Annotated in this window: 21 protein-coding genes; 9 read left to right on the top strand and 12 right to left on the bottom strand. The window is 51.6% G+C overall.

Translation table 11 applies throughout. The annotated features are described in order from the left end of the window. Positions 1-338: 338 nt before the first annotated feature. Complete coding sequence (locus ACYUJT_RS01530; protein WP_460318290.1) at positions 339-2,414, top strand: glycosyl hydrolase family 18 protein; 2,076 nt, start codon at positions 339-341, stop codon at positions 2,412-2,414. Between the two features lie 60 nt (positions 2,415-2,474). Here ACYUJT_RS01530 and ACYUJT_RS01525 read toward each other — a convergent pair whose 3' ends face one another. Together ACYUJT_RS01525 and ACYUJT_RS01520 are read right to left on the bottom strand one after the other, a co-directional pair. Then, complete coding sequence (locus ACYUJT_RS01525) at positions 2,475-3,467, bottom strand: zinc-dependent alcohol dehydrogenase family protein (protein ID WP_460318289.1); 993 nt, start codon at positions 3,465-3,467, stop codon at positions 2,475-2,477. A gap of 44 nt (positions 3,468-3,511) precedes the next feature. Then, the gene (locus ACYUJT_RS01520) at positions 3,512-3,652 is read right to left on the bottom strand and encodes a hypothetical protein (RefSeq protein ID WP_460318287.1); all 141 of its coding nucleotides are present in this window, start codon (positions 3,650-3,652) and stop codon (positions 3,512-3,514) included. A gap of 283 nt (positions 3,653-3,935) precedes the next feature. Between ACYUJT_RS01520 and ACYUJT_RS01515 the strand changes: the two genes are divergently transcribed. Then, on the top strand, positions 3,936-4,529 hold the full coding sequence (locus ACYUJT_RS01515; RefSeq protein WP_460318285.1) for a 50S ribosomal protein L25: 594 nt from the start codon (positions 3,936-3,938) through the stop codon (positions 4,527-4,529). Between the two features lie 73 nt (positions 4,530-4,602). Here the strand turns inward: ACYUJT_RS01515 and ACYUJT_RS01510 are convergent, their stop codons facing one another. Beyond that, the gene (locus ACYUJT_RS01510) at positions 4,603-5,169 is read right to left on the bottom strand and encodes a GNAT family N-acetyltransferase (RefSeq protein WP_460318283.1); all 567 of its coding nucleotides are present in this window, start codon (positions 5,167-5,169) and stop codon (positions 4,603-4,605) included. A gap of 124 nt (positions 5,170-5,293) precedes the next feature. Here ACYUJT_RS01510 and speD point away from each other — a divergent pair, with 124 nt between their 5' ends. Continuing rightward, positions 5,294-6,103, top strand: a complete 810-nt coding sequence (speD, locus tag ACYUJT_RS01505) for an adenosylmethionine decarboxylase (protein ID WP_460318281.1) — start codon at positions 5,294-5,296, stop codon at positions 6,101-6,103. Between the two features lie 10 nt (positions 6,104-6,113). Here the strand turns inward: speD and ACYUJT_RS01500 are convergent, their stop codons facing one another. The 5 genes from ACYUJT_RS01500 to ACYUJT_RS01480 all read right to left on the bottom strand — a co-directional run bounded on the left by ACYUJT_RS01500 (position 6,114) and on the right by ACYUJT_RS01480 (position 10,324). Further along, the gene (locus ACYUJT_RS01500; protein ID WP_460319721.1) at positions 6,114-7,184 is read right to left on the bottom strand and encodes a metal ABC transporter substrate-binding protein; all 1,071 of its coding nucleotides are present in this window, start codon (positions 7,182-7,184) and stop codon (positions 6,114-6,116) included. Positions 7,185-7,273: 89 nt separating this feature from the next. Continuing rightward, positions 7,274-8,155 carry a metal ABC transporter permease gene (locus ACYUJT_RS01495; protein ID WP_460318279.1) on the bottom strand — a complete coding sequence of 294 codons (882 nt, stop codon included), beginning with the start codon at positions 8,153-8,155 and terminating at the stop codon, positions 7,274-7,276. Further along, positions 8,092-8,808, bottom strand: coding sequence for a metal ABC transporter ATP-binding protein (locus tag ACYUJT_RS01490; protein ID WP_460318277.1), 717 nt, complete (start codon positions 8,806-8,808; stop codon positions 8,092-8,094). Before ACYUJT_RS01490 ends, ACYUJT_RS01495 begins: the two co-directional genes overlap by 64 nt. A gap of 100 nt (positions 8,809-8,908) precedes the next feature. Further along, positions 8,909-9,058, bottom strand: a complete 150-nt coding sequence (gene rpmG, locus ACYUJT_RS01485) for a 50S ribosomal protein L33 (protein ID WP_059046469.1) — start codon at positions 9,056-9,058, stop codon at positions 8,909-8,911. A gap of 48 nt (positions 9,059-9,106) precedes the next feature. After that, on the bottom strand, positions 9,107-10,324 hold the full coding sequence (locus ACYUJT_RS01480; RefSeq protein ID WP_460318274.1) for a GTP-binding protein: 1,218 nt from the start codon (positions 10,322-10,324) through the stop codon (positions 9,107-9,109). Positions 10,325-10,530: 206 nt separating this feature from the next. On the opposite strand from ACYUJT_RS01480, the gene ACYUJT_RS01475 reads away from it, so the two are divergent. Together ACYUJT_RS01475 and ACYUJT_RS01470 are read left to right on the top strand one after the other, a co-directional pair. Next, positions 10,531-11,577: a permease gene (locus ACYUJT_RS01475; RefSeq protein WP_460318272.1), complete on the top strand. Its 1,047-nt coding sequence runs from the start codon at positions 10,531-10,533 to the stop codon at positions 11,575-11,577. 33 nt (positions 11,578-11,610) lie between these two features. After that, a complete protein-coding gene (locus tag ACYUJT_RS01470) occupies positions 11,611-12,471 on the top strand; it encodes a TIGR03943 family putative permease subunit (protein WP_460318270.1) in 861 nt (286 codons plus the stop codon). Between the two features lie 100 nt (positions 12,472-12,571). Here ACYUJT_RS01470 and ACYUJT_RS01465 read toward each other — a convergent pair whose 3' ends face one another. From ACYUJT_RS01465 to ACYUJT_RS01450, 4 genes are all read right to left on the bottom strand, one after another. Further along, the gene (locus tag ACYUJT_RS01465; protein WP_460318268.1) at positions 12,572-13,366 is read right to left on the bottom strand and encodes an ABC transporter ATP-binding protein; all 795 of its coding nucleotides are present in this window, start codon (positions 13,364-13,366) and stop codon (positions 12,572-12,574) included. Beyond that, on the bottom strand, positions 13,366-14,283 hold the full coding sequence (locus tag ACYUJT_RS01460) for an ABC transporter permease (RefSeq protein ID WP_460318266.1): 918 nt from the start codon (positions 14,281-14,283) through the stop codon (positions 13,366-13,368). The genes ACYUJT_RS01465 and ACYUJT_RS01460 overlap by 1 nt, the downstream gene beginning before the upstream one ends. A gap of 31 nt (positions 14,284-14,314) precedes the next feature. Next, a complete protein-coding gene (locus ACYUJT_RS01455) occupies positions 14,315-15,382 on the bottom strand; it encodes an ABC transporter substrate-binding protein (protein WP_460318264.1) in 1,068 nt (355 codons plus the stop codon). 297 nt (positions 15,383-15,679) lie between these two features. Then, the gene (locus ACYUJT_RS01450; RefSeq protein WP_460319720.1) at positions 15,680-17,167 is read right to left on the bottom strand and encodes a copper amine oxidase N-terminal domain-containing protein; all 1,488 of its coding nucleotides are present in this window, start codon (positions 17,165-17,167) and stop codon (positions 15,680-15,682) included. Positions 17,168-17,529: 362 nt separating this feature from the next. Here ACYUJT_RS01450 and queC point away from each other — a divergent pair, with 362 nt between their 5' ends. The 4 genes from queC to queF are packed head-to-tail and all read left to right on the top strand — an operon-like array spanning position 17,530 to position 19,973. After that, positions 17,530-18,198, top strand: a complete 669-nt coding sequence (gene queC, locus ACYUJT_RS01445) for a 7-cyano-7-deazaguanine synthase QueC (protein WP_460318262.1) — start codon at positions 17,530-17,532, stop codon at positions 18,196-18,198. Continuing rightward, positions 18,195-18,689 (top strand): 6-carboxytetrahydropterin synthase QueD, encoded by a 495-nt coding sequence (queD, locus tag ACYUJT_RS01440; RefSeq protein ID WP_460318260.1) that lies wholly within the window; start codon positions 18,195-18,197, stop codon positions 18,687-18,689. Before queC ends, queD begins: the two co-directional genes overlap by 4 nt. Further along, positions 18,682-19,422 carry a 7-carboxy-7-deazaguanine synthase QueE gene (gene queE / locus ACYUJT_RS01435; protein ID WP_460318258.1) on the top strand — a complete coding sequence of 247 codons (741 nt, stop codon included), beginning with the start codon at positions 18,682-18,684 and terminating at the stop codon, positions 19,420-19,422. Before queD ends, queE begins: the two co-directional genes overlap by 8 nt. A 53-nt stretch (positions 19,423-19,475) precedes the next feature. Then, entirely contained in the window at positions 19,476-19,973 is a 498-nt protein-coding gene (gene queF / locus ACYUJT_RS01430) for a preQ(1) synthase (protein ID WP_460318256.1), read from the top strand. Positions 19,974-20,046: the final 73 nt, after the last annotated feature.

The following is a 20,046-nucleotide window of genomic DNA, read 5'->3' as shown; positions in this document are numbered from 1 at the left end:
GCTGCAATAAAGCCTACGCACTGAATAGAGGTAAGCCGTGAAAACACCATAGAGCTGACTAGGGCCCTGTTAACATTCATAACTGGGCTCTTTTTTTGCATAAAACTCCTTTTAACCCTGTCGCCGAATTTGATATACCTCTCCATACAATATGGTAGATTTTTCTCCCCTAATCACACAAACCTCTCCCTTCATACGAATCCGCCTAGCAATTAGAATAATAGGTAACCCTTTCCTATTATTTGCTGATTATTCCATAAAGGGGGTTGATAGATTCTTAGATTTGCCTGCAGGCTTCATGCACTACAAAACTATTGGACAAGAGGTGGATTTAAGCAATGACACTACGTAAACAATTATTTTCAAAGGGCAGCATCCTGCTGTTGGCTATCATCGTAACTCTATCTGTGTTTTCCTCATTGGCTTACGGGGGGCAAAAAGCGGAGGCGGCTTCCGATTATAAAATCATCGGCTATTATCCGTCCTGGGGGGCGTATGGAAGGAACTATAACGTCTCCGATATCGATGCCAGCAAAGTGACGCACATCAACTATGCGTTCGCGGATATTTGCTGGAACGGCATACACGGAAATCCGGACCCTACCGGACCTAACCCGGTCACTTGGTCCTGTCAAGACGAGATCGGCACGATCAATGTGCCAAACGGTACGATCGTACTCGGCGATCCCTGGATCGACGCCCAAAAATCCTTCCCGGGCGATACCTGGGATAAACCGATTAAAGGGAATATCGGCCAGTTGATCAAGCTGAAGCAAGAGAATCCTGGACTGAAGACGATTATTTCCGTCGGCGGCTGGAGCTGGTCGAACCGCTTCTCCGATGTGGCGGCAAACGCGCAAACACGCGAGACCTTTGCCAACTCGGCGGTTGATTTCCTGCGCAAATATCAATTTGACGGCGTGGACCTGGATTGGGAATATCCGGTTGGCGGCGGATTATCCGGCAATAGCGTCAGCCCTGCGGATAAGCAAAACTATACGCTGCTGCTGCAAAAAATCCGCGAGAAGCTTGACGCAGCCGGCGCGCAAGACGGTAAAACCTATCTGCTGACGATCGCCTCGGGCGCAAGTCCGTCATTTGCGCAAAATACCGAGCTTGCCGGCATCGCATCGGTTGTCGACTGGATCAATATTATGACCTACGACTTCAACGGCGGCTGGCAAACCGTTAGCGCGCATAACGCTCCTCTTCACTACGATCCTGCCGCTGCTGCCGCAGGAGTGCCCGATGCAGCGACATTCAATGCCGCCACTGGAATTCAAGGCCATCTGAATGCAGGCGTTCCGGCAAGTAAAATCGTAATGGGCATGCCGTTCTACGGTCGCGGCTGGGCAAATTGCGGCTCCGGCGGCAACGGACAGTACCAAAGCTGCTCTGGAGTCTCGAACGGGACATGGGAATCCGGCATTTTCGATTTCAGCGATCTGGAAGCGAATTATATCAACAAAAATGGATATACTCGTCATTGGAACGACACGGCTAAAGTGCCATACTTATACAACGCCTCAAGCCGCATTTATATTTCCTATGACGACGTAGAGTCCTTCAGCCACAAAACCGACTTCATTAAGAGCAATGGTCTAGGCGGGGCCATGTTCTGGGAGTTCAGCGGCGACCGGAACAAGACGCTCTTGAACAAGCTGGCGAGCGATTTGTCCACAGGAACGGGCGGACCTGGCAACGGTTCGGATACGACGCCGCCAACTGTACCGGCGAATCTTCAGGTTACTGGAAAAACGCCTACCAGCGTCTCCCTCTCCTGGGGCGCATCCACGGATAATGTTGGCGTTATAGGATATACGGTCAGCTACGGCCCGAACGAGTTGAGCGTGTCCGGCACGAGTGCCACGATCAGCGGACTCGCACCGAATACAACCTATACGTTTACAATAAAAGCCCGGGATGCCGCGGGCAACGTATCCGCTCCAAGCAGCCCATTGTCCGTCACGACAGACCCGGCTGCCGGCGATACGACGCCGCCAACCGCACCTGCGAATCTTCAGGTCACCGGAAAGACATCGAACAGCGTCACTCTATCCTGGGGTGCATCCACAGATAACGTGGGCGTTACAGGATATACGGTCAGCTATGGCTCGAACGAGCTGAACGTATCCGGCACGAGCGCCACGATTAGTGGACTCACACCGAATACGACGTATACGTTCACGGTAAAAGCCCAAGATGCCGCGGGCAATGTATCCGATGGCGCTTCAGTGACGGCAGCGACCGATGCAGACGGCGGGAACGCCATTGCTCCCTGGGCGCCAAACGTCAACTACAAGGCTAACGATCAAGTGACATACGAGGGCCAAACATACTATTGCATCCAAGCCCACACTTCCCTGCCAGGCTGGGAACCGGCAATCGTACCGGCATTGTGGGGTTTACTGTAAGATATATTCCAAAACAGCAGCACAGGAGCAGAGATCCTGGCTGCTGTTTTTTATGTGGGGTTACATAAGAAAGTATTTCCCCGGGTTTCTCCCGGAAGCTTCGGCGGCACGTACCGCGGCGCCTGCCTTCTGCAGCTCAAAGCGCGACCGCGGCAGTTGCAGCACAAGCTGTTTCGCTTGGATTAAGGACATCAGCTCCCTAAAAGTATCCTGCCACACTTGAACGCTAACTGTCTCATTCCAATGCCGCAGATGAAACAGCTTCGCCGCAGCGGTCGTACTGCGCCTGATTTCGACCCAATCCAGCGGCACTCCCGATAGAAGCCCCAGCGTTACAAACACCCCGTCTGCGCGTACGCAGCAAGCCAGGTCCGTACCTGGGCCGCCTCCGATCATATCCACCGCAGCGTCTGCCCCCAGGCCGCCAGTCTGCTCCATGATGGCCGGCTTTAGTGGAGTCTCATCCGTGTTGATCACGGAATCCGCACCTAGCTCAAGCAGTTCTTTCGTGTGATGATCATTTCTCGTCACTGCGATGAATCTTACGCCAAAAATTTTGCACAACTGGGCAAAAATCCGTCCGAGCGCAGAGCCGCATGCGTTGACGACAAGAACCGCCCCTGGCTTCAAGCCCAATATATCCCGGCAAATAAGCCATGCAGTCACCGGGTTGATATACAGCTGCGCTGCCTCATCATCCGTTATAGCATCCGGAATGGCAACGGCCCAGGACGCTGGCGCCTTCACGTATTGCTGCCAGGTTCCTTCACCCCGCAGCGGTAGCACCCGCTTGCCGATCAACTCCTGAGCGACATCCTTCCCCACGTCCTTCACAATGCCGACGCCTTCGTATCCAGGAATGCAGGGAAGTGATATCCGGTGCGAATACGCTCCCCGGATCGGAATCAGATCCGAAGGATTGACCGGCCGGGCGATCATTCGGACTAGCATCTCACCTTGTCCGGGGGCTGTAACGGGCCTCTGTTCGACCTTCAGGACGTCTTCAGGCGTTCCGAATTCATGAAAGACGATATATTGGTTATCCACGCACATGGCCTATCCCCCTCTCACCGAAGCATACAGCAGTTATTTTCCAATCATTGATTTCTTCTAGTATCCCACAGGCTCAGCACGCCAGGTTCTATTTCCACAAAACGGTCCGTTTCTCCTTCATGGCAGACGAGCAAATAACCTTCTTTGTCCAGCTGCACTTGAATCAGTCCCATCGTTAAGTTCATTCAAGCATAATTATGGTAATTAGTACAAAGTGATGAATAACAGCTGTCAGTTGTCGACAGACCAACACGTTTATGCTATCGTTATTTTATAAGGCATTTCGCTTCCAACGAAGCGAGGTGCCTTCATGTATATGTACATCTATTAACATTTAATGTTAACCAGGGCGGTGATGTCATGGTGCTCTTTATACCCCCGCGCAGGGGGCGAAATCAATGTTCACGGACGGATAGGGATTTTGGGAGCACAAAATATTATTGTTGAATTATAAGGAGTGTTGTAGTGATGAGAGCATGTTTTGCAGCGGAACAAAGATCACCCATGAACAGGTCTGGCCTGAAGCGCCTGCGCCACAGCGGACGTCTTCCAGGCGTTGTTATGGGACTGAACAAAGAAAGCGACATGATTCATATTTCCTCGCAGGAATTTCAACGTTGGGTCAGAGGCGGAGGATCAGGGTTATTGGAGGTTCAAGTGGGAGGCTCCGATAAAGTCCCTGTACTGCTCGAAGGATTGCAGCGGGATGCTGTGACACGCGAATATATTCATGTGGATTTCCTCCGTGTAAAGAAGGATGAGCTCGTTCGTACGAGAGTAACGCTTGATTACGCCGGTACCCCGAAAGGTACGAAGTTGGGTGGCATCGTACAGACGCAGAGCACATTCATCGAGGTTGAAGCATTGCCTCACCAGCTGCCGTCATCCATCAGCGTCGATATTAGCGGGCTGGATGTTGGTGATTCACTTCTAGTCGGAAATGTAGAGCTTCCGCCTGAAGTTACGTTGTTGTCTTCGGAAAACGAGCTGCTCGTTTCTGTCGTTACTCCGAGAATCCAAGCTGAGGATCTCGAGGCCCAGGACGAGTCGGCGGAAGCATAACCATAGATGCATAAAGCCAAAAAGGCGGGTCCGGTATAATGCCGGGCCTGCCGCTTTTTTTAACAGATGAAGTTTATACATATTCCTCTCGTAAAATGCCGTAAATCTCCAGATCGACCACGCCCTTGCCGGACCATAGATGAGCTTGCCTCAGGATGCCTTCCTGCTGAAAGCCATTTTTGAGCAGCACCTTTTTGGATGAATCGTTCGACGGCATCACTTCTGCTTGAATGCGGTTTACATGGGCATTTTCAAATAGAAACTTGACCACAGCCTGTACCGCCTGCGATGCGATCCCTTGTCCCCAATGCGATTCCGACAAAAAATAACCGATCGTAACCATATTCACCTTCTGGTTAAAATCGAAGACCTCCAGAATACCAACCAATCTGTCCTCGTCCTGTCTTTGGAAAATTCCCCATTTGATCCGGGTGCGCTTCGTGAAATCCCGCTCGAAATGCCCAATCATCGATTTGACCGTCTCTTTATTATGCTTGGGAATAATCCCGCAATATTCGAATACATTGTCATTGCTATAAATGGAATATACTTCGTCAAGATGGCCAAGCTCAATTTTCTTCATGATCAGGTCTCTCGATTCCAGCAGTGGAAATGCATCGAAAATAGCTTGCATATTCATAGGATCGCTCCTCTGCAAATAAAGTACTTACTCCATTATAATCCATAATTCTTACGGCCGTTAGAGAAGAGGCAGAATGGGTATAAAGATAATTAAGGCATATCATTTAATAACGGAGGCTGCTATGACACTGACACCAAAACAGCGTATAGAGCTGCACGAATTCAACAACCTGACCAAATCGCTAAGCTTCAATATGTATGATATCTGCTACACGAAAACAAAGGAAGAACGGCAAGCTTATATAGAATATATCGACGAGCAGTACAATTCGGACAGACTGACCCAGATTCTCATGGCCGTGTCCGACATCATCGGAGCACATGTACTCAATGTGGCCAAGCAAGATTATGTGCCGCAAGGAGCGAGTGTGACTGTGCTAGTATCAGAGGGGCCTATCGTGGAGGTGCCTACGGAGTCTTTTGAGGAATCACCGGGGCCGCTGCCGGACAACGTGGTATTACAGCTCGATAAGAGCCATATTACCGTCCATACGTATCCCGAATATCACCCGGACGAAGGAATCAGTACGTTCCGGGCCGATATCGACGTGTCCACCTGCGGTGAAATTTCGCCGCTCAAGGCGCTTAATTATTTAATCCATTCCTTTGATACAGACATTATGACGATCGATTACCGGGTTCGCGGGTTCACGCGGGATATCAATGGGCATAAGCTGTTCATCGACCACGAGATCAGTTCTATCCAGAATTACATCCCGGATGAAGTTATTGATGCGTACCATATGATTGACGTGAACGTGTACCAGGAGCATATTTTCCATACCAAATGCAAGCTGAAGGAATTTGATCTGAACAATTATTTGTTCGGCTATACGAAGGACAAACTTAGCCTGCAGGAGCAGGCGGAAATCACCGAGCTGCTGAAAACGGAAATGGATGAGATTTTCTATGGCAGAAACATCTCATCCTAAGGCTTTAAGGCTATTCGTTAAGCGCTAATTTCAACGCCTCTAAGTTTTGTCGCATCAGTGCGATGTAATCCCGGCTGTTACTTAAATCTTCCTCCGTTAAACCTTCGATTGGATTAAGGATGGCCGTTTGGGCGCCGATTTCTTTAGAAATGGCTTCGGCTACTTTGGAGGATACCAGCGTCTCGAAGAAAATTGTCTTCACATCGTGCTCCCTGGCAAACTTGACGATATCCGCCATCTGGGCTGCCGACGGCTCCAACTCCGGCGACAGTCCGGCGATCGGCACCTGCTGGAGCCCGTACTCCCGCGCGAGATATCCGAATGCGGCGTGCTGTGTAATGAAATCCTTGCGCTTCACGCTCGCAAATGCGTCTCGAAACTCCTGATCCAAAGACTCTAACTTCGCCACGTAAGCGTCCGCGTTTTTCTTGAACAGCTCTTGATGTTCCGGCGCGGCCTGAGAAAGACCTGCTTCAATATTACGAACCTCCTGTACCGCAAGGGCCGGAGAGAGCCATACATGCGGATCCAGCCCGCCGTGATCATGATCGTGATCATGGTCATGGTGACCGGCTGCTTCATGGTCGTGATCGTGATCGTGAGCCTCTTCATTTACCTGCTCATGATCGTGGTCGTGGTCGTGATGCTCATGATCCTCGTCCCCGGCATGTTCATGCCCATCACCGTCATGATGATCATGCGCGTCGGCATCCTCAATAATGTCGAGCCCGTGACTGGCTTCTATTTTCACGAGCTTCTCGCTGCTGACGGCGGACAGAACCTGCTCTACCCAGCCCTCCATGCCGGCGCCGTTATAGACGAACACATCGGCTTCCTCCAGTTTGGCGATATCCCGGGGTGTTGGCTCCCAGTCATGCGGCTCAACGCCGCTTGGTACTAGCACCTGCACATCAGCTGCGTCTCCCGCTACTTGTTTCGTGAATTCATACATCGGATAAAAGCTGACTTGAATATTCAGTTTACCCTCGCTGGAGGAGTCGGGAACCGTCGAGGCGGGAGACTCCGCTTCTGCTCCGCCAACGCCTGCGCCCCCCTTAGCGCCACATGCCGCAACGACCATGATGACCGCAAGCAGCAGTGCGGCGGCAGCTAGCCCCTTGTTCCATACTCTATTCCTTCCTTTACTTCCTGTTTGAATGCGATGTTTATTCACCCTTCCACTCCCTCTCGAAAATTTGAAGTTCTGCTTTCTTGTCCCATAAGCAGAGCTTGTTGTTTGTACCTACCCTGTCTCCGCCGCAGTTTCTGCACGAGCATGCCGGACAACAGCATCAACAGCAGCATAAGCGAAATCGTGCCTCCCGGCGGTACGTTGACGTAATATGAAATGGTCAAACCGCTGAAGATGCCCAGCCATCCGGCCGCGACCGAAACCAGCAGCGCCATCGTGAACCCGCTGGCAATGCGCAGGGCGAGTGAGGCCGGCAGAACCATAAGTGAAGAGACGAGCAGGACGCCGACGATCGGCATCGCTGCGGCCACCGTCATGCCTGTTAATACCGCAAACGAGAACGACAGCCGCTTCACCTGCAAACCGCTGATCTGCGCCGTCTCTTCGTCAAAGGTCATATTATAAAGCGGTCTGCGCAGCACGAACAAATAAATCACCCCTGCCGCTGTCACGCCGCCAATCAACCACAGTCCCGCATCATTCACCGCCACAATCGAGCCAAACAAATAGGAGCTGAAGCTTTTGCTCCAATTGGTACGCAAGCTCATGAGCACGATGGCAAGGGCAAGACCCGAGGTCATAATGATCGCTACGGACATTTCGCTATAGGTCCGATATGCCTGCCTCAACCTATCCACAAGAACTCCGCCAAGGACGGCGGCTGCAATCCCCGTCATGGTGGGATTCATACCAATTAAGGAACCAAGCGCCACCCCGGCCAAAGAGACATGGGACAGCGTGTCCGCCATCAGCGCCTGCCGCCTGAGCATCAAATAGACGCCTAAGACGGGAGCGATTATTCCAAGCATAGCTCCGGCCCAAAATGCACGCTGCATGAACTCGTAGTCAAACATTGCCATCCCTCGCTCTCCCGCTGTTCCAATGAAATGATGCGATCCAAGTATTTTCCCGACTCCTGAAGCTCATGCGTCACCATGATGACGGTCATGCCATGCGTTGTAACATAATGGCGCATAAGCTGATAGAAGCCCAATCTTCCCTGCTGATCCATTCCCGCCGTAGGCTCATCCAGGACAAGCACGTTCGGCTGCCCCGCCAAAGCCCTGGCAATGCAAATCCGCTGCTTCTGTCCCCCGGACAGCTCCCCAACTTTGCGATGCCGGTATTCCCACATGCCGACCTGCTTTAAACTCTGCTCGACAATTTTATGCTGTTCCCCTGTAAATCGCTTGAACAGGCCTAACCGGGAATAGCAGCCTGACCTGACTAATTCCAGCACCCGGCTGGGAAAACCGCTATTAAATGATGCTACGTTCTGCGGCACATATCCGATATTTAAACGCTCCCCTTCCAACGCCTCGGTATAGATGTGCACCGAACCGCTCCATGGTTCAAGCAGGCCGAGCAGCAGCTTCAGCAATGTTGTTTTGGCGGCGCCATTAGGGCCGGTAATTCCGACAAACTCTCCTTTATGAATATCCACGGAAATGCCGCTGAGCACTGGCGTATCCCCATACCCGAATACGACATTCCGCATGGAAGACAAAATCATGCAAACCCCTCACTTATACGTAAATATTACGATTAACAAAACCAACACTTCCACCTTTAATCCGCAGATGCAAGACGCTGCTGCGCGCTTATATTCCATCCTATCTAGTTTCGCGATGAATAGTATATTTCCTCAGACGCGGCGAATACTTTCTTAGCTCCAGACGTTCGGGATGCGTTTTTTTGTTTTTCGTTGTGGTATAGTTACGATCCCCGCATTCTGTGCATGCCAGCGTTACGACTACTCTCATTCGATACCCTCCTTTTAATTCAGCCAAAATTTCTGCCTGCTTAGCTTCCTAACCAAGGCCTGCTGCTAAATACTCCTCATCGCTGATCCACGGAAGTGGGTTACGGAAGCTGGCCCAATCCATGCCCATTTCTTCCTCTGTCAACAGGCATTGATCCAGTGATTCCTCAATCTCGGCACGGTCCATATGTATGCCGATAAACACGATTTCATTGAGGCGGTCTCCCCATACTTCATCCCATTTCCGTCTCATCTCCGGCTCGCTGCGGAGGACCTCCTCCTGCTGCTCTTGCGGAAAAGACGCCAGCCACTGCCCCGCCGGCCCAAATTGAATCGACGGTCCGGCCTGGCTCAAGCTCGCCGCCAAATCCGTCTTGGCCGCGATCCAGGCCAAACCTTTCGCACGCACGACCTCTTCAGGCCACTCGCTCATAAAGCCAGCCAGCCGCTCCGGATGAAACGGCCGCACTCTGCGGTACACAAAGGAGCTGATGCCGTATTCCTCTGTCTCAGGGGTATGGCTCTCCTGCTGAAGCTCCTTGATCCAGCCGGCGGACGTGCTCACCTGCTCGAAATCAAACAAACCTGTATTCAATATTTCCGCAGGATCGATGCTGCCGTGCTGTGATCGGATAAATTTGGCGGTTGGCTGCAGCTTTCTAAGTACCTCCTCCAGTTCATCCAGTTCCTCTTCTCCGATCAAGTCGCATTTATTCAGTACCAGCACATTGCAGGTTTCGATTTGATCGATCAACAGATCTACGACATCCCGCGTATCCTCTTCACCGCTGGCCTCGCCTCTCTCGAGCAGCGTCTCCCCGGAGGAGAAATCATGCCAGAAACGATAGGCATCAACGACGGTCACCATACAGTCCAGCCTAGCCAGACCACGCAAATCAATCCCGGTCTCTGTATCCTCATAAGTAAAAGTCTGGGCAACCGGAATCGGTTCACTTATGCCGGTAGATTCAATGAGAATATAATCAAATCTCCCTTCCTCCGCCAGCTTCTGCACTTCCTTCAGCAAATCATCCCGCAGGGTGCAGCAAATGCAGCCATTGGACATTTCTACCAGTTTCTCCTCTGTCCGCGACAGATTGGTTTCTGCGCTTACCAGTCCTGCATCAATGTTTATTTCGCTCATATCGTTGACAATGACGGCAACTCTCAGCCCCTGGCGATTATTCAACACATGGTTCAGCACCGTTGTTTTCCCCGAGCCCAAATATCCGCTAAGCACGGTAACCGGTAATTGTTTATCAGCCATTCGCCCGACTCCCTTCGTAAATCAGAATGATAACACAGACACTAATCGTAAATTTTACGATTAATAGAACCTAATATAATATCTGCCCGCCAGTTTGTCAATGTTAGCTGACAGGCAAAGTTTATGATTTCTGTTCTGAACCTCGTCCGTTACTAATAGTAATTATTATGATTAAGATAAACCTATGAAAAATAGAGGAGATTGCTATGAACCCATTGCGCCTATCCCGATGGCTTCCCTTTTTGCTTCCCGCAGCCTTTGTATTGGCCTGCCTAATCGTTATTTCACCCGCTTTGCTGCCTTTGATTTCGCTTGACTTCAATTACCTACATCTGTTCAAGACAAGCTTTATTGGCATACTGCTGGAGGCGCTCCCTTTCGTGCTAATCGGGGCGCTGCTCTCCTCGCTCGTACATCTATATATTTCCGAAGACACATTAAGCAAATGGATTCCCAAAAACCCCGCCGCCGGCATTTTATTCGCCTGTGCGCTAGGTTTCATATTTCCGGTGTGCGAATGCGGAATGATTCCCCTGATCCGCAAGCTCATTCAAAAAGGAATGCCCGTATACATTGCCGCCGTATTCATTTTGGCCGGACCGATCGTCAACCCGGTTGTATACGGCGCGACCTATATGGCGTTTCGGCTGCATCCGGAAATGGTCTATGCCAGAATGGGATTAGCCTTCGTTGCCGCCGCAGCGATCGGCTGGATGATTTACGCCACCTGGAAAGGGAATCCGCTAAGAGCCAAACTCCTTCCAGACGCTTCGAGCCATAATCACAACCATAATCATTCCCACGAACATGCCCATGGACATCATCACGATCATTCCCGGCAAGGCAGGAAGATAACAGCCGTATTCGTTCACGCGGCCGACGAAGTATTTGACATGGGAAAATACTTGATCATGGGCTGCCTCATTACGGCCGCTATTCAATCCTTTGTTCCCAGAGAGAGCCTTCTCGCCATCGGCGGCGGGCCTGTTGGTTCCTACGCCTTCATGATGGGCTTCGCCTTTTTATTATCGCTGTGCTCAACCTCCGACGCCTTTGTCGCTGCCGCATTCACGCATACGTTTTCGGCCGGCTCCCTGCTCGCCTTTCTCGTATTCGGACCGATGCTGGATCTCAAGAACGTCCTGATGCTCCTGTCCGTATTTAAAGCCAAATTCGTACTTTATTTCGCCTTTCTCATCTGTACCGTCGTATTTATCGGCTCTGTCCTCGTAGGCAAGCTCTATCTAAGCTGATACCCATTCCCTAAGCGAAGGAGGTTTACCATTATGAAAAAAGCCCACACAACACTGCGGCGGCAGCAGCTTGCACGAAGCTTCATTTTATTGGCCTTCGCCTTATTTATCGCCCATCTGTCCAGAAGCGGCACGCTGCATTACTATATCGCCCCGAAAATGGAGCCTTGGCTTCGCTACAGCGCGATTCCGCTCGCTGCCATGTCCCTATGCCTCGCCTGGGAGGCACTGTTTCGCAGCGCTTCCCCCGCCTGCGGCTGCGAGCACCATGCTGCGCCTGCATCCCTGTTAAAGAGCGCCGCTGCTTACGTCCTCTTCCTCGTCCCGTTGCTGCTCGGCGTTTTTATGCCAGATCAGGCGCTAGGCAGCATGGCGGCAGACCAAAAGGGCATGCAGCTCTCATCTCCTGCGCTGAACACGGAGCACCTCAACGATGTTTTCATCGCCCCGGACAAGTACAATACGGAGTTCGCCGAGCTCGCCAAAAAATTATATCCTCAAGACATTATCGAAGTTAAACCGGAAATTTACTCCGAGACGATAGGCGCCTTCGAGCTGTTCAAGGATCAATTCCGGGGCAAAACCGTGAAGCTGAGCGGCTTCGTCTATGAGGATCCCGGCTCGGACAGGGCGCGTGAATTCATTGTTGGCCGATTTCTTGTCCAATGCTGCACCGCGGACGCCTATCCGTTCGGCGTCGTCGTTTCCTCAGCTCAGCCTCTTCCCTGGTTCGAGCGGGATGCCTGGATCGAAGTGCAGGGGACGCTGCAAACGACGCTCCGCGACGATCGGGAAGTCCTCGCCGTCTCAGCGGAGGAAATCCGCGAAATTCCCCGCCCGGCGACGCCTTATGTTTACCCGAATGATCATCCCCTTGAAGCGTTCGATGAATGAGATGGCAAAAAAGCCGCCATACCCCGTCGCATTGCGATGCGTCAAGGGTATGGCAGCTTTTATGTTATGCGCCCGCTGCATGGCAGACGGCGCATGATTTCTATCCGAGCACGACACGGTCGTCCGACAGCTTGTGCCCGCTGATTCTTTCGAATTCGCCAAGCAGCTCTTCGATCGTCAGCGTCTTCTTTCTCGCTTCATTCACGTCAAGAATGATGCGGCCCTTATCCATCATGATGAGGCGATTACCGAGACGAATGGCCTGCTCCATGTTATGCGTCACCATCAGCGTCGTCAGCTTCATCTCGTTCACGATGCTCTGCGTTAGCTGCGTCACCAACTCGGCCCGAGCCGGGTCAAGCGCGGCGGTGTGCTCGTCCAGCAGTAGAATTTGCGGCCGGGTGAAGGTCGCCATCAGCAGGCTGAGCGCCTGGCGCTCACCGCCGGACAACGTGCCGACCTTGGCCCGCAGCCTATTCTCCAGCCCGATGCCAAGCCGGCTGAGCTGCTGGCGGAACAGGACGCGGCGCGAGGCATTGATGCCCAGCCCCAGCCCTCTCATCTTGCCCCGCGAATACGCCATCGCCAAATTCTCTTCGATCGTCATATTCGGCGCCGTACCGGCCATCGGATCCTGGAAGACCCGGCCAATCCAGCGGCTTCTTTGGTGTTCGATCAAATGGCTGACCTCGTTCCCGGCAATGCGGATCTCACCGACGTCAGGTTTGAGTACGCCGGAGATCATATTCATCAAGGTGGACTTCCCGGCGCCATTACTGCCGACTACGGTAACAAAATCACCTGGCTGCAAATGCAGACTGACGTTAGCGAGCGCAATCTTCTCATCCGGTGACCCGGGATGAAACAGCTTGGAGACATTCGATAGCTCCAGCATTAACGCCCACCCCCCATACCTACATGTTCACCAAGCGACTCCGCAACCTCTTTTGAGCGTCTCCGGCCAAGCGAGCGCTGCTTGGATGCGCGGCGCACGGATGGAAGCACCAAAGCAACAATTACGATCACCGCGGTAATCAGCTTTAAATCCGATGTCTCAAACCATTCGATGCGCAGAGCCAATGCGACAACCACACGATAAACGATCGAGCCTACGATCGCGGCCAGCGTAGCAAAGAATACGGTTCTCGCCCCCAGAATTGCTTCCCCAATAATGACGGAAGCCAGCCCGATAACGATCATACCGATCCCTGACGTGATATCGGCAAAGCCAGACTGCTGGGCAATCAGCGCACCCGATAAAGCAACCAGCCCATTCGACAGACTTAGGCCAAGAATAATCGTGTTATCGGTATGTGCGCCGAAGCTGCGAATCATGCGCTTGTTATCCCCGGTTGCGCGCAGCGCAAGCCCGAGATCCGTCTTAAAGAACAAGTCCAGCAGCAGCTTGATCGCAATTACGACGAACGGCATCAGCCACAGCGGGGAAATGGAGCTAAAGAGCGTTGCTTCGCCAAGCAGCGATACGTTGGGTTTGCCCAAGATCCGCATGTTAATCGAGTAAAGCGCGATCATCATCAGTATTCCTGACAGCAGCCCGTTGATGCGGCCTTTCGTATGAAGCAATCCCGTAAGCATACCGGCGATGATCCCGCCGCAGCAAGCGAGCAAGGTAGCCATTACCGGATTTGCTCCTTTCGTAATCATGACAGCTGCGATTGCGCCGCCCGTCGTAAAACTTCCATCCACCGTTAGATCCGGAAAATCCAAAATCCGAAAGGTAATATATACTCCAAGCGCCATCAGCGCATAAAGCAGGCCGGATTCAAGGGCTCCGATTAACGAGTTCACCATGATGAGTACCTCCTAAATGATTGAAACCAGCCTATTCCAGCAAGTTGTTCTCCTTGTCGTTAACCATGTCTTTCATGGCGTCGGTAACCTCGATTCCTTGCTCGGCAGCCGCCTTGAGATTCAGGATCAGATCCAGCTTGTCAGGGAAGGTGACCGGCATGTCGCCGACTTTCTTGCCTTCTTTCAGCACTTCAACAGCCATTTGGCCCACTTGGTAGCCATGATCATAATATTTAAAACCGACTGTAGCAAAAGCACCCTTCTCTACCGTATCGCGGTCGCTGGAGAAGAATGGAATATCATGCTCGTTCGCAATTTGAATGACGGTGCTGACTGCCTCGACAACGGTATTGTCCAGCGTCGTATACAGAGCATCGGCGCGGCCAACGAGCGATTCTGCCGCCTGCTTCACTTCGGAGGTGTTCGTTACCGGCGCTTTGATCAGCTTAATGCCGTGTTTTTGAAGCGCTTTCTCTGCGTGATCGGCCATGATCACAGCATTCGGCTCGCCTTGGTTAATCACGACGCCAACCGCTTTCACTTCCTTGAAGTTCTCAGCGATGAAATCCATCAGCTTGACGATGGCTTCCGGGTTCGTGTCAGATGCGCCAGAGACATTTCCGCCTGGCTTCTCCAAGTTATCGACCAGTTTGGCATCCAATGGATCGGTAACACTAGCGAACAAAATTGGCGAATTCTTAACCTGGCCTACAAGAGCCTGGGCTGGAGGGGTAGCAATCCCGAGGACGAGATCGTATTTCTCTCCGGCAATTTTTTGTGCAATCGTTAAGTTATTGGTCGGATCTCCCTGCGCGTTATTATAATCGAGCTTCAGGTTCTCGCCCTCTACGATGCCTGCATCTTTAAGCGCAGCGAGGAATCCTTCGCGGGTCGCATCCAAGGATGGATGCTCGACGATTTGCGAAATCGCGATTTTATAGCTCTCCTTGCTCGTATCGGCCGGAGCCCCGGTTTCAGCGTTGCCTTTGTTGGCCGCATTCCCGGTGTTGCTGCCGCCTCCGGCATTATTGCTGCCGCAACCGATTACCGTAATCAGCATCGCGACAATGACCATTAAAACTCCAATCTTCTTTTTCATACCGATAACCCCTCTCTCAAACAATGATAGATAACCCCCATAAAGATTTAGGCCACGAAAGCATGATCCTGCTAACGCTTTCCTATACGAAAGTGTTAAAGCGACAAATCATGACGGGCTGCTCTTTTTGAAGAAAGTATTATTCCTATCTTAAATGGAGGTTAATGGTACGTCAATTATTAAATAGCGGTCAATTTGCTAAGCTAAAAAAAAGAACTGCGAGCCTATTCGGTTCCCCGAACAAGCCGCAGTCCTTCTCTGGTGGACCTGCTTCACGCGCAGATTGCCGCTTGGCAATTAGTCGCGCGTTATAGTGATCCAACCATCCTCGTCTACATGCACCTTCGCTCCTAATGCTTCAGAGATAAAACGAAGCGGCACATACGTCTTGCCGTCCGTATGGATGAATGCCGGCTCGGACAACGTGGCTGCCTTTCCGGCTACCTTCGCCTGCTTAGAGCCGATCGTCAGCACAATCTCCTCTTGCGTGATATCGTCGATAAGCGTAATCGTCTTCGTTTCCTTGTTCCATTTCATCTCCGCATCGAGCTCAGCAGAGATGTAGCGCAGCGGCACGAAGCTGGTGCCGTTCTTCTGGATCACTTCGTAATAGTCGCCCGGATATCCGATCAACACATATTTGGAAGTGATTTGCATTTTGTCTTTAAGCAGCGTGTAAATGATCGAGCCCGGCTCGAAGTTGCGCAGGATTTGCCCCGGAGTGATCTCCTCGTCCCTGAAATCCAGCTTGCCTGCGTTTACGTTAACTTGATCCACGGCTACATTTCCGCCTACATTCCACATTTCGGATTCACTGCGTACGGTAAATGCTTTGATTGGCACGCCTTCGCCTTGAGGAATCGCTACCGTCAGCTCCATGTTCTGCTTGCGCGTGTTCAGGTCGCCGTCGAAATATATATCCGTTTTGAGCACAGTATCCTTGCCGAGCACGGTGTTCAGCTCCGGCATTTCTTCGAACAGAGCGGCAGCCTGCTGATCGTAATCCTTCAAGATCTCGCTCAGTCCTTCCTGAACTACACCGTACATGGCAGCAACGGTGAACTCTTTGGAGGATGCCGGTCCTTCATCGAAAGCGTCCGTTCCGAATTGTGCGCTAAGAATCGGATAGAATGTGTCATAGAAAGTGCCGATCAGCTCTTTCAAGCCTGCTTCGTCCTTCGATACATTCGTCAGCAGCGGCTTGACCAGCTTCACCAGCTCATCACCGCGAATTTCGGCATGCAGATGAGTCAGGCTAAGCGTTTCTTCATTGACTTTCTCCTGCACTTTTTCCACGGAAATCGTGGATGGATTCGGCATATGCTTGAGCAGGAAGCCAGCAGCCTTAACCCCGAATTCCTGAGCCTGCTCATTGTACGGCTCAAATGCAAGATACTCTGAGGATGCATCCTCTAGGGATATGTACAGCGGCTGCTTTGCCCCTTCAACTTGGATTGCCATGCTTTTGGCGTCCATGGAAATATGGTATGGAAGCTTCTCGCCGGAAAAACCGATCGAGCCTTTGAGCGACATCGTCGAAGGATCCTTGATTTTGGCATGGTCAATCGTTAAAGAAATGGAATTGATAAGGTCTATAATTTCCTTGTCTTCTGCAGACACATTATCCGCAGGGACAACTTCAACCGAAACCTTCTGCTTAAATTCACTGGATTGAACTTCCAGGCTCTTCTGCAAAGCCTTATTTACGTCATAGCCCCCTACAGCTTGGCAGCCCGTAAGGAAAACCAACAACAGCACTAGCGGCATCGCCAGCCATTTGCTCATTTTTTTCAAAATATTACCTCCTACAAATTAATATATTCTATTATCCTGTATCCCCAGCGCCTTGTAAATAAGAGAAAACAACTAGTTGACAGCTCTTGGAACAACAGTTTCCTCTTAATTTATGCTATAATGACATCGATTGTTAAGCACAATTGAAGAAGATCCATGCTGCTAAGGCATGGGAGAGGTTCGCGAACTCCCTCTATAAAAAACTACCGGCGCTTTGCGCTTTTTTTTGCCGTGCGCTTTTAGGGCCATCGGCGTGTTTTTTCATAGTGTCACAGTTCAAGAACTCTCTTTCTTCTATGTAAATGATGCTCCTCGCATCCTTTCACAAAATTCAGAAGAAGAGAGGTTTTTTTATGCTTCAACAAGAAAAAGCCGTCGTCGTATTCAGCGGCGGTCAAGACAGCACCACCTGCCTGTTTTGGGCATTGAAGCAATTCCGCGAAGTCGAGGTCGTAACCTTCGATTACGGCCAGCGCCATAAGCAGGAAATCGAATGCGCCCGCGGAATCGCCAAAGAACTCGGGGTCGAATTCCACCTGCTCGACATGGGGCTATTGTCTCAGTTAAGCCCGAATGCGCTGACCCGCCACGACATAGACATCGTCCATGAGGACGGCGAGCTTCCCAACACTTTCGTGGAAGGACGCAACCATCTGTTCCTCAGCTTTGCGGCAGTTCTCGCCAAGGGAGTCGGGGCAAGGCATATCATTACCGGCGTATGCGAAACGGATTTCAGCGGTTATCCGGATTGCCGGGACGCCTTTGTCAAATCGCTGAATGTTACGTTAAACCTAGCCATGGATCATAATTTCGTCATCCATACCCCGCTCATGTGGCTCGATAAAGCCGCGACATGGCAGCTTGCCGACGAGCTTGGCGCCTTTGACTATATCCGGGAGCGCACGCTCACCTGCTATAACGGCGTTATCGGCGACGGTTGCGGAGAATGCCCGGCCTGCAAACTAAGGCTTGCCGGAATGGAGTCCTATCTCCAAACGCGAGCAAAGGGGGAGACGTTATGAGCTTCGTACCCGGCGAATTTCGCATCGTCGACAAACTGCAAAAGCTGGGCGAGGACATTCCCCGCTCCAAATTAAGATATCATCAGCGGCGTGTGCTGGTGAGCAAGGAATTCACGTTCGACGCCGCACACCATTTACACGCTTATGACGGCAAATGCAAAAACTTGCATGGCCATACTTATAAAGTTGTTTTCGGAATCAGCGGGATCCCGGACGAGCTCGGCCTTACGATCGACTTCGGCACGATCAAGACGATCTGGAAGCAGGAGATCGAAGGTTATCTCGATCATCAGTATCTGAACGAGTCGCTGCCGCTGATGAACACGACGGCGGAAAATATGGCCGTATGGCTGTATGAGCAAATGGAGCAGGCGCTGCAAAAAGATACCTACCGTTCCCCGGAGCTGCAAGCCCGGATGGAATTCGTCCGCCTGTACGAGACGCCGACCAGCTATGCCGAAGCAAGACGGGAGTGGATGAATGGTGAGTAACCAGCATCAGCCGATTCCCGTCCTCGAAATATTCGGGCCAACGATTCAAGGAGAAGGCATGGTCATCGGCCAGAAGACGATGTTCGTCCGCACGGCGGGCTGCGACTACCGCTGCTCCTGGTGCGATTCAGCCTTTACCTGGGACGGCAGCGCCAAGGATGACATCCGCCTGATGACAGCCGAGGACATTTATGCTGAGCTGCAAGCTCTGGGCGAAGGCCGCTTCTCCCATGTGACGCTGTCCGGCGGCAACCCTGCCCTCCTCGGCGGGCTTGGCGCATTGGTGACACTGCTCCATGAGAATGGAATTGCCGCAGCAGTCGAGACACAGGGCTCGCGCTGGCAAGATTGGCTCGCCGAGATTGACCAGGTGACTCTGTCTCCGAAGCCGCCCAGCTCGGGCATGACGACTGACTGGGACGCGCTGGATGACGTTGTTTCGCGGCTGGCAGCCAGAGCTTATCCTTATAGCCAAAGCCTGAAAGTCGTCGTCTTTGACGAGGAGGATCTAGCCTACGCGAAGAAGGTGCATGCCCGCTATCCGGACATCCTGTTCTTCCTGCAGGTCGGCAATCCGGATGTCAGAAGAATGGATATCCAGCAGCATACCGCCGATCTTCTGGAGAGATACGAGCAGCTAATCGATCAGGTCGTCTCCGACCCAGAGCTGAACGATGTCCGCGTGCTGCCTCAGCTTCATGCGCTCGTATGGGGAAACAAACGCGGCGTCTAGCGTTCTCTATTATTGCTGAAAACAAGAAACAATCCGCTTAGGAGGAATTAAATATGACTGGAAGACAAAACGAAGAGCTTCAGGATTTAACGCTGCTTGGCAATCAAAAGGTGCAGTATTCTTTTGCCTATGATCCAAACATTCTCGAAAGCTTCGATAATAAGCATCCATACCGCGATTACTTCGTGAAGTTCAATTGCCCGGAATTTACGAGCCTGTGCCCGATCACGGGACAGCCCGATTTTGCCACCATTTATATCAGCTACATTCCCGACATCAAAATGGTTGAAAGCAAATCTCTGAAACTGTACCTGTTCAGCTTCCGCAACCATGGCGATTTCCACGAGGACTGCGTGAATATCATCATGAACGATCTAATTAAATTAATGGACCCAAGATATATCGAGGTTTGGGGCAAATTTACGCCGAGAGGCGGCATTTCGATCGATCCGTACTGCAACTATGGCCGTCCCGGCACGAAATACGAGGCCATGGCCGAACAGCGCCTGATTCAGCACGATATGTACCCGGAGAAAATCGATAACCGATAATCGAGGTTCGGACGGCTGCAATCTGTTACAATAAATAAATAGATGATTGCAACCTATTCCGGAGGGGAGATAA

The organism is Paenibacillus sp. YSY-4.3 (assembly GCF_054767475.1).
The sequence above is the reverse complement of the archived record's forward strand: the minus strand, read 5'-3'. Positions and strand labels throughout refer to the sequence as shown.